Source organism: Deltaproteobacteria bacterium (assembly GCA_016210005.1).
GTDB lineage: Bacteria > Desulfobacterota > Binatia > HRBIN30 > JACQVA1 > JACQVA1.
On sequence record JACQVA010000066.1, the window covers coordinates 1 to 10322 of the forward strand.

Sequence of the window (10322 nt, forward strand, 5' to 3'; positions counted from 1 at the left end):
GCACCAACTGGGCGCCGGCGGGTGCGCGACACATTTGTGGGTAACGTGGTTCGGTGTTATGGCCGTCATTCCCGCGAAAGCGGGAACGGATCCAGCTTGGCGTTTGGCGCTATGGACAAGCAGTTCTGCGTTTACATCCTGGCCAGCATTCCCGCGAAAGCGGGAATCCAGTTTGGCGTTTGGCGGGTCGTAGCGACCCGGTGCCGTGGAATCCCGCTTTCGCGGGAATGACAGATTGCGTCCCTTTCGGCCATGGGCCCCGGGGGCACCCCGCACCTGGTTATGGCCCTCTCGGCGTGCTAGCCTAGGGCCGGTGTCTGTTTGGCGCGAGGATCCCGCCTGCCGGCCATTACCCACGGCCAGCTTCCCGCTCAGATATTCAGGCATGGAAGAAACAAGCCGGTGCTGCCGTGCCGGTAGCAACGGATCGGTCACGCGGCCGCAGTGGCGGCCCCAACCAGGAGCGCGAGGCTACTGCGCTTCGCGAGTCGGAGGATGGTCATGACGACAACTGAGATTCAGGGTGTGTTGGACAGCCTGATGCGCGGCATCGACAAGAAGACGGTGGTAACTATCGAACTCCGCCCGGACGCTGACGGACCTGCGGTGACGGTGCAGTTGCGCTGTGACAAGCGCACCGGCTCGCTTCAGCTTACCGAGGCCGATCTGTTCGCGGCGCGAACTGATCTCATGCGGCGCAACCGCGTGCGCACCGCCCTCAAGCGTGCCCGCGATCGCATGTGGGATGAGACTCGTCCCCTCTTCAGCACCAAGTCGGAGCACCAAAAGGCCCAAGGCGCCGCCTGGTTTCACCCCTCCCAGCGCGGACGCGGCGGTCGGAGGTAGAGCACAACCGGCACGCTCTTGCGGGCGAGGGAGGACAAGGCGGCCGTCGTCCGAATATACGCCTCGATGCGAAATGAAGGGTTCAGCGACCGCGCCGGCCCGGTTCGGCGCGTTCACCGAGCGGAAAGGCAGCATTGAACCATTCAATCCTTCGCGCCCTCAAGGGCCTGTCGGCGGCGGTTCCACGGGACCCCGAAGAGCCCATACGTTCGGAGCTCTTCAGCATAGAGCGTCTCGAGCAGCACGCCGAGAGCCTCGCGGCGGCGCAGCGCGTTACGACAAAGCCCGAGACCCGTCGCCAGCTGGCGACTCGACTCCGGGACAACGGCCGGGTGCTGCTGGCCGCATATCGCGCCATCGGTGCCGCCATTCGCGAGGAACGCGCCATCACCCCGGCGGCCGAGTGGCTGGTCGACAACTTTCATATTGCAGAGGAACAGATTCGCGAGATCCGCGATGATCTCCCCAGCGGTTTCTACCGCCAACTTCCCAAGCTGGCGGACGGGCCCCTCGAGGGCTATCCGCGCGTATTCGGGATCGCTTGGGCTTTCGTAGCCCACACCGACAGCCTGTTCGATCCGGAGACGTTGCGCCGGTTCGTACGCGCCTACCAGCAGGTGCAGCCGCTCACGATCGGCGAGCTGTGGGCGGTGGCGATCACGCTGCGCATCGTCCTGGTCGAGAACTTGCGGCGCTCGGCGGAGCGGATCGTGAAAGGCCGCGCGGCGCGCCAGGAGGCCGACGCTCTGGCCGACCGGCTGCTGGGAATCGGCAGCCGTGCCCCGGAGCCGGTGGAGACGGTCCTGCGAGGTCTCGGCCAAAGACCCCTGCCTGCGAACTTCGCGGTCCAGCTGGTACAGCGGCTGCGCGATCAGGATCCGGCGGTGACGCCGGCGCTACGCTGGCTGGATGAACGCCTGGCAGCTCAGGGAACGACCGCGGATGCGATCGTCCGCGCGGAACACCAGCGCCAGGGCGCGATGAACGTGACGGTGCGCAACGTGATCACCAGCATGCGCCTGATGTCCGCCGTCGATTGGGCGGAGTTCTTCGAGAGCGTCAGCCTCGTCGACGCCGCGCTATGCGCCGGTAGCGACTTCGCCGCAATGGATTTCGCGACGCGGGATCGTTACCGCCACGCGATCGAAGCGCTGGCGCGAGGCTCGGACCACGCGGAACTCGAGGTCGCCAGGCGTGCGCTGCTCGCTGCTAAACGCGGCGCCGGCGTGCCCTTCAAGACGCCGCCAATAGAGGCGGCGCCTCAGGGCGAACGGGAGAAGTCCATTGAACTCAAGAGCAATGCCGCTCGGGCTGAGGAGGCCCCGTCCTTTCAGGGGCCGTCTCGAAGCCCTGCTGGCGAGGTGACCGAGCGCCAGCGCGAGCAGGACCCGGGCTACTACCTCATCGGCAAGGGACGGCCGGCCTTCGAGACGGCACTCGGATTTCGGGTGCCGATGCGGGACTGGCTCGCTCGTATCTACACAGCCGCCGGAATCCTAGGATACTTGGGAACGGTTACCATCCTCAGCGCCTTCATCCTCGCTCTGTCGTTGTTCGCTGTGGTGGAATCCGGGGGCGGTGGAGCGGCTCTCTTCGTGCTCGCGCTGCTCGCACTGGTCCCGGCATCGGATGCGGCCCTGGTGCTGGTGAACCGTCACGTCACGAATCAGTTCGGCCCGACGGTGCTGCCCGGTCTGGAGCTTCGCGACGGGGTGCCGGCAGGCTTGCGCACGCTGGTCGCCGTGCCGGCGCTGCTGACGACGTGCACGGCGATCGAGGAGCTGATCGAGCGCCTCGAGGTTCATCATCTCGCCGGTCAGGATGACGAGTTGTACTTCGCTCTGCTCTCGGACTGGACGGATTCCACCACCGAGTGTGCGCCAGAGGACGAGGAGCTTCTCGCTGCCGCCGCGGACGGCATTGCGCGCCTCAATCAACGATACGCCCGGGCACCGGATTGTGAACGCTTTCTCCTGCTCCACCGCCGGCGGGTCTGGAACCAGAGCGAGAGAAAATGGCTCGGATCGGAACGCAAGCGCGGGAAGCTGCACGAGCTCAATCGCTTGCTGCGCAACGCGCCCGACACGACCTTTCTAGCGGTCGGCGGCCACCCGCCGGTCGTGCCCGCCGCGGTGCGCTACGTGATCACCCTCGATGCCGATACGCGGCTGCCGCGCGGAGCCGCCAGGCGGCTGGTCGGAAAGATGGCCCACCCCCTCAACCGTCCGACGCTCGATCGGCACACCCGCCGCGTGGTCGAGGGTTACGCCGTAATGCAGCCGCGGGTCACGCCGACACTGCCGACCGGCCGCGAGGGATCGCTGTTCCAGCGCGTGTTTTCGGGTCCGGGCGGCGTGGATCCGTACGCCTTCGCGGTCTCCGATGTATACCAGGACTTGCTCGGCGAAGGGTCTTACACCGGCAAGGGAATCTACGACGTGGATGTTTTCGAGGCCGCACTCGAAGGGCGGGCAGCCGAGAGCACGCTGCTCAGTCACGACTTGCTGGAGGGGATCTTCGCTCGCTCTGGGCTGGTCTCCGATATCGAGGTCGTCGAGGAGTTCCCCTCGCGTTACGACGTCGCCGCCGCGCGCCAGCACCGCTGGGCGCGGGGCGATTGGCAATTGCTGCCGTGGATTTTCGGCCGCGATTCCCGCTTGCAAAGGGGGGGTCTTTCGCATGCGAGCGCTGAAGGCCCGCAGCAAATCCCCCCGCAGCCCGCTTTGTCAAAGGGGGGAACTCCGTTCGCCGGCCGCTGGAAGATGCTCGACAACCTGCGCCGCACGTTGGCGGCGCCGGCCGCCTTCCTCGCGTTGTTGGCGGGATGGCTGCTGCCGCCCGCTTCCTCCGCGGCGTGGAGCGCGTGTGTCCTCTCGATGATCGCGCTGCCTGCCCTGCTGCCCTTCGTGGCTGGGATCGTACCGCGGCGGCCGGGGTTCTCGAAGCGCAGCCACCTGCGCGCGGTGGCGGCGGATCTCGCGCTCGCCCTGTCGCAGATCGCGTTCGTGGTGACGCTGCTCGCCCATCAGGCGTGGTTGATGAGCGATGCCATCGCGCGAACGCTCTTCCGTCTTTGTGTGACGCGACGGCACCTGTTGGAATGGGTCACGGCCGCGCAGGCGAAGTTCAGCCTCCCGCTCGATATCCGCGGTTTCTACCAGCGCATGGCCGGCGGCGTGGCGCTGGCCGCGCTGGCAGCCGTCGTCGTCGCGTGCGTTGGGCCGGCGGCGTGGCCGATCGCGGCGCCTTTGGTGGTCTTGTGGCTGCTGTCGCCGGCGGTCGCGCAGTGGGGGAGCCGGCCGCCGCCGGTGGCGGGGCCGACAGTGCTCTCCGCTGCCGACACCCACGCGCTGAGGCTGATCGCACGCCGCACCTGGAGCTTCTTCGAGACCTTCGTCGCGCCCGAAGACAACTATCTCCCCCCCGACAACTTTCAGGAAGACCCGAGCCCGCTGGTGGCCCATCGCACCTCTCCGACCAACCTCGGGCTGTATCTGCTCTCCGCGGTCGCCGCCCGCGATTTTGGCTGGCTCGGTACGCTCGACACCGTCGAGCGGCTGGAGGCGACGCTGGCGACGATCAACCGGCTCGAGCGCTTCCGCGGCCACTTCTACAATTGGTACGACACGCGCGACCTGAGACCGCTCGAGCCGAAGTACGTCTCTTCCGTGGATAGCGGCAATCTCGCCGGACACCTGATCGCGCTCGCAAACGCCTGCCGGGAAATCAGCGACGCTCCCGTGGTGGGCCCACCGTGGCTCGCGGGGATCGCAGACGCGCTCGGGCTCGCCCGGGAATCACTGCACGCGCTGGTGGACGACCGGCGAACACAAACGGTGACGCGAAAGCAACTCGCCGAAGCCCTCGACGCGCTCGCGGCCTTGTTGCGGCCGGTTGCGGTGACCCCGGCTGGGGTTGCCGGACAGCTGGCGGCACTCGCCCGCCACGCCGACGCGGTTAGCGACATCGCCCGAACCTTGACCGAGGAACGGGGTGATGGCGCCGGCGCCGAAGTGCTGAGCTGGGCAGAGGCAGTGCGGGCATGCATTCGGGGCCACGAGCGCGACCTCGAACAGCTCATGCCCTGGGCCGCGGTGCTGGCTGCGGCGTTGCCGCCCGTTGAAGAAGGGGGGCCAGGGGGGATTGCTGGCGCACCAAGTGCCACGAACGCGGGCAAATCCCCCCTTACCCTCCTTGGCCAAAGCGGGGAACCCGGCGCAGTGGCTTCGCCCGACGAGGCGATCCATTCTGTCTTCGACTCCATCCCAACCCTGGCTGAGCTACCGGATCGCTGCGAGGCGGCTCTCGATATCCTAGACCGCCACCGGGTGGAGATTGCGGCGCAGAGCGCAGCAGACGACTCGCTCGCTCGCGCCGGCGTTCTTCGCAACGCGCTCGAGCGGTCCACCCATGCCGCCCGGGGGCTGGAGCGGCGCCTGGCGGCGCTGCGCGCGCTCGCGAAGGAGATGTTCAACGCCATGGAGTTCGGGTTTCTCTTCGACCCCGCCCGGCAGTTGCTCTCGATCGGGTTGTCGGTCGTCGAGGGCACTCTCGATTCCAGCTGTTACGACTTGCTGGCCTCCGAGGCCCGCCTGGCCAGCTTCGTCGCAATCGCGAAGGGGGATGTACCCGTGCGGCACTGGTCTCGGCTTGGGCGCGCCCTGACGCCGGTCGGCCGCGGCTCAGCGCTGATCTCATGGTCGGGCTCGATGTTCGAGTACTTGATGCCGGCGCTGGTGATGCGCGCGCCGGCGGGCAGCCTGTTGGAGCAGACCAGCCGCCTCATCGTCCGCCGTCAGATCAAGTATGGCGCCGAGCTCGGCGTGCCATGGGGCGTCTCCGAATCGGCGTACAACATGCGAGATCTCGAGCTCACCTATCAGTACTCGAACTTCGGCGTGCCCGGCCTGGGGTTGAAACGCGGGCTCAGCGAGGATGCCGTCGTCGCTCCCTACGCGACGGCGCTGGCCGCGATGGTGGACGCAAGAGCCGCGGTGCAGAACTTCTCACGTCTGGCGGCAGCCGGCGGCCGCGGCCGCTACGGCTTTTACGAGGCTCTGGACTACACGCCAGCACGTCTTCCCGAAGGCGCGCCCGTGGCGATCGTGCGCGCTTACATGGCACATCACCAGGGAATGACGCTGCTCGCAATCGCCAATGCGTTGCAAGGCGGGGCCATGCGCGTCCGCTTTCATTCCGAGCCGATGGTTCAAGCCACGGAACTCCTGCTGCAGGAACGCACGCCCCGCGACGTCGCCGTCGCTCGCCCGCGAGCCGAGGAGGTGAAGGCGGCCACCAACGTCCGCGAACTCATGGCGCCGCTGTTGCGCCGATCTTATTCTCCGCACTCCTTCGTTCCCCGCACCCACCTCCTGTCGAATGGCCGGTACGCCGTGATGCTGACCGCTGCCGGCTCGGGCTACAGCCGCTGGCGCGACCTCGCGCTCACGCGTTGGCAAGAGGACGTGACCTGCGATTGCTCGGGCACGTACGTCTTCCTGCGCGATACGCGCAGCGGCGAGGTGTGGTCGGCTGGGTACCAACCCAGCGGCGTCGAGCCGGAGAGTTACGAGGTGGAGTTCACCGAGGGTCGAGCCGAGATCGTCAGGCGTGACGGCACGATCACGACGGCGCTCGAAGTTGCGGTCTCGGCCGAGGACGATGCCGAGGTGCGCCGCGTGTCGATTTCAAACCTCGGGAGCCGCGCCCGGGAAATCGAGCTGACCTCATACGCCGAAGTGGTGTTGGCGCCGGCGGCGGCCGATGCGGCGCACCCGGCTTTTTCCAAACTGTTCGTGCAGACGGAGTTCGCCGCCGACGTCGGCGTGCTGTTGGCCACGCGCCGCCGCCGCTCACCCGGCGAAGCCGAGGTGTGGGCGGCGCACCTGGCGGTGGTGCAAGGTGAGGTTCAGGGCGCGGTGCAGTTCGAAACCGATCGGGCGCGCTTCCTCGGCCGCGGGCGCGAGATCCGGACGGCGATCGCGATGCTGGGCCAGCCGCTGTCCAACACCGTGGGCGCTGTGCTCGATCCGATCTTCAGCTTGCGCTGCCGCGTGCGCATCCCGCCCGGAGTTACCGCGCGGGTGGCGTTCTGGACACTGGTCGCGCCATCCCGCAGTGAAGCGCTCGACCTGGCTGACAAGCATCGCGACGCGACCGCCTTTGAACGTGCGCTGACCCTGGCGTGGACCCAGGCCCAAGTCCAGCTCCATCATCTCGGCTGTGCTCCGGATGAAGCGCACCTCTTTCAGCGTCTCGCCAACCATGTGATCTACTCCAATCCCACGCTCCGGCCTTCGTCAATCATCCTGAACCGAAACCAGCGCGGGCCGTCGGCACTGTGGGCGCATGCGATCTCGGGCGACTTGCCGATCGTCTTGGTTCGTATCGATGAAGTCGAAGACCTGGAGATCGTCCGACAGCTGCTGCGCGCTCACCAGTACTGGCGGATGAAGCAGTTGGCAGTGGATCTGGTAGTCCTGAACGAAAGACCCGCATCCTACGCCGAGGATCTGCACGCCACCCTGGAGGCACTGGTTCGGACCAGTCAGTCGCGCTCCCGTTCCGAGGCCGACGGCGTCCGTGGGAGCGTGTTCGTCCTGCGCGCCGACCAACTTTCGGCGGAGGTGCGCACTCTGCTGCGAGCGGTGGCGCGGGCGGAGCTCCTCAGCCGCCGCGGCAGCCTTTCCGAGCAGGTCAAACTTCTTGAGGAGCCGCCAGCCGCCGCGCGGCCCGTCCCCGCGCCGTCGCCGCCACGGCTAGTTCCCCCGCTCCCGATCAAACCGGAGGTCAGGAGCAAGTCGAGCGCGCCGCCGGAGAAGGCCTCGCCGCATCCGCCAATGGAGTTCTTCAACGGCCTCGGCGGCTTCGACACCGGCGGACGGGAGTATGTCACCATCCTCGGCGAGGGGCAGTGGACGCCGGCGCCGTGGGTCAACGTCATCGCTAACCCCTCGTTCGGTTTCCAAGTCTCGGTCGAGGGCGGAGGCTATACCTGGGCGCTCAACAGCCGCGAGCACCAACTCACTCCATGGTCGAACGATCCCGTCAGCGACCGTCCGGGTGAAGTGATTTACGTGCGCGACCTAGACAGCGGAGCGCTCTGGTGTCCAACCGCGCTGCCGATTCGTGAGGAGGGCGGCTCCTACGTCGTCCGACACGGGCAGGGATACAGCCGTTTCGAGCACACCGCTCATGGGATCGGGCTCGAGCTGCTGCAGTACGTGCCGCTCGACGACCCCATCAAGATCTCTCGCTTGCAGATCCGCAACCATTCGGCCCAATCGCGGCGCCTCTCGGTCACCGCGTTTGTCGAGTGGGTCCTCGGCGCCTCGCGCGGCGGCTCGGCGCAGTTCGTCGTGACCGAAATCGATCCGGACACCGGAGCGATGCTTGCGCGCAACCCCTGGACCACTGAGTTCTCCGGTCGTGTGGCGTTCGCAGACCTCGCGGGCCGGCAACTCGCTTGCACGGGCGACCGCACGGAGTTTCTCGGCCGCAACGGTACGCTCGATCACCCGGCCGCGCTCGTTGGCGAAGCCCCGCTCTCCAACCGAGTCGGTGCCGGTCTCGATCCCTGTGGCGTCCTGCAAACTGCGCTCGAGCTCGAACCGAACGCCATGGTCGAGATCGCCTTCTTTCTCGGTGAGGCGGCGACAAAAGCCGAGGCGCTCTCCGTGATCACGCGCTACCGCGGCACCGACCTCGACGCGGTCCTCCGCCAGGTGACCGAGCACTGGGAGAACGTCCTCGGCACGGTGCAGGTGAGGACTCCCGATCGCGCGATGGACCTCATGCTGAATCGCTGGCTGCTGTACCAGACACTCGCCTGCCGGGTCTGGGCACGATCGGCTTTCTATCAGGCCAGTGGTGCCTACGGCTTCCGCGACCAGCTGCAGGATGTGATGGCGCTCACGGTTTCGCAGCCGGCGCTGACCCGCGAGCATCTACTGCGGGCTGCGGCGCGGCAGTTCGTCGAGGGCGACGTGCAGCACTGGTGGCTGCCGCCGTCAGGTCAGGGAGTGCGCACGCGGATTTCCGACGACCGGGTGTGGCTAGCGTACGCCGCTGCCCAATACCTCGAGGTCACGGGTGACCTCGGCGTGCTCGACGAGATGGTTGCTTTCCTCGAAGGGCCGGCCCTGCGTGCCGGCGACTACGATTCGTACTTCCAGCCCATGGTTGCCGAGGAGCGCGCCCCGCTGTTCGAACACTGCGCTCGCGCTCTCGATGGCAGTCTCGCGGTTGGCGAGCACGGCCTGCCGCTGATCGGCGCGGGCGACTGGAACGATGGCATGAACCGGGTCGGCGAGGCGGGCAAGGGCGAGAGCGTCTGGCTCGGGTGGTTGCTGCACGCCACACTCTCGGCGTTCGCTCCGCTGGCGCAGGCGCGCGGCGAGTCGGCGCGCGCCGCCACCTGGCAACAGCACGCCGCCGCTCTGCGCGAATCCCTCGACCGAGAAGCCTGGGACGGCCAGTGGTTCAGGCGGGGCTATTTCGACGACGGCACCGCGCTCGGTTCGGCTGCGAGCGACGAATGCCGCATCGATTCGATCGCACAGTCGTGGGCGGTGATCTCCGGAGCGGCGGATTCGGCGCGCTCGGCCCGCGCTATGGCGGCGGTGGACGAATACCTCGTGCGCCGCAACGACGGACTGGTCCTCCTCTTCACCCCGCCCTTCGACCGCACAGAACTCGACCCCGGGTACATCAAGGGGTACCCGCCCGGTATCCGGGAGAACGGCGGCCAATACACCCATGCCGCCGCCTGGTCGGTGATTGCGTTCGCGATGCTCGGCGACGGCGACAAGGCCGGGGAGCTGTTCTCGATGATCAACCCCATCAACCACGCCAGTACGCGCACCGCCATTCGTCGCTACAAGGTAGAGCCGTATGTTGTATCTGCCGACGTCTACAGCCAGCCCCCGCACCTCGGGCGCGGTGGCTGGAGTTGGTACACCGGCGCGGCCGGGTGGCTGTATCGGGCCGGCCTCGAATGGATCCTCGGCTTTCGTATACGCGGTGAGACACTGCTGCTCGATCCCTGCGTGCCGAAGGCGTGGCGGGGCTTCGAGATCGTCTTTCGCTACCGCACCGCGCGCTACGAGATCGCCGTCGAGAACCCCCAGGGCGTGAGCCGCGGGGTCGCCCGTGCGGAACTGGACGGCGCGGTACTGCCGGCGGAGCCGCCGGGAAACCCGGCGCGAGTCCCCTTGTCAGACGACGGCGTTACACATCGGGTTCGTGTCTTCCTCGGATAACCCAACCCCAGCGTCAGATCACGGCGTCGGGCCTGGATATCGGACATGCAGGCCGTATGCGGGCACCCCCTATTGTGCTGACCCTGCCCGACTTGTGGCCTCTGGACACGGAGGTTGGATTGCGGTAGACGTACATGCGTGACGGCGGTGGTGGAAGCGGCGGGGTTGGTTTTTCCGGTCGGTGCGATCGATGCGATTCGCATGCGCATCGAGGCC

2 protein-coding genes are annotated in these 10322 nt (G+C 67.3%); both read left to right on the top strand.

Features of this window, described 5'->3' with window-relative positions:
- Window positions 1–501 precede the first annotated feature (501 nt).
- The gene (locus HY699_06730; GenBank protein MBI4515492.1) at window positions 502–846 is read left to right on the top strand and encodes a hypothetical protein; all 345 of its coding nucleotides are present in this window, start codon (window positions 502–504) and stop codon (window positions 844–846) included.
- Window positions 847–4925: 4079 nt separating this feature from the next.
- Window positions 4926–10106 carry a hypothetical protein gene (locus HY699_06735; protein ID MBI4515493.1) on the top strand — a complete coding sequence of 1727 codons (5181 nt, stop codon included), beginning with the start codon at window positions 4926–4928 and terminating at the stop codon, window positions 10104–10106.
- Window positions 10107–10322 lie beyond the last annotated feature (216 nt).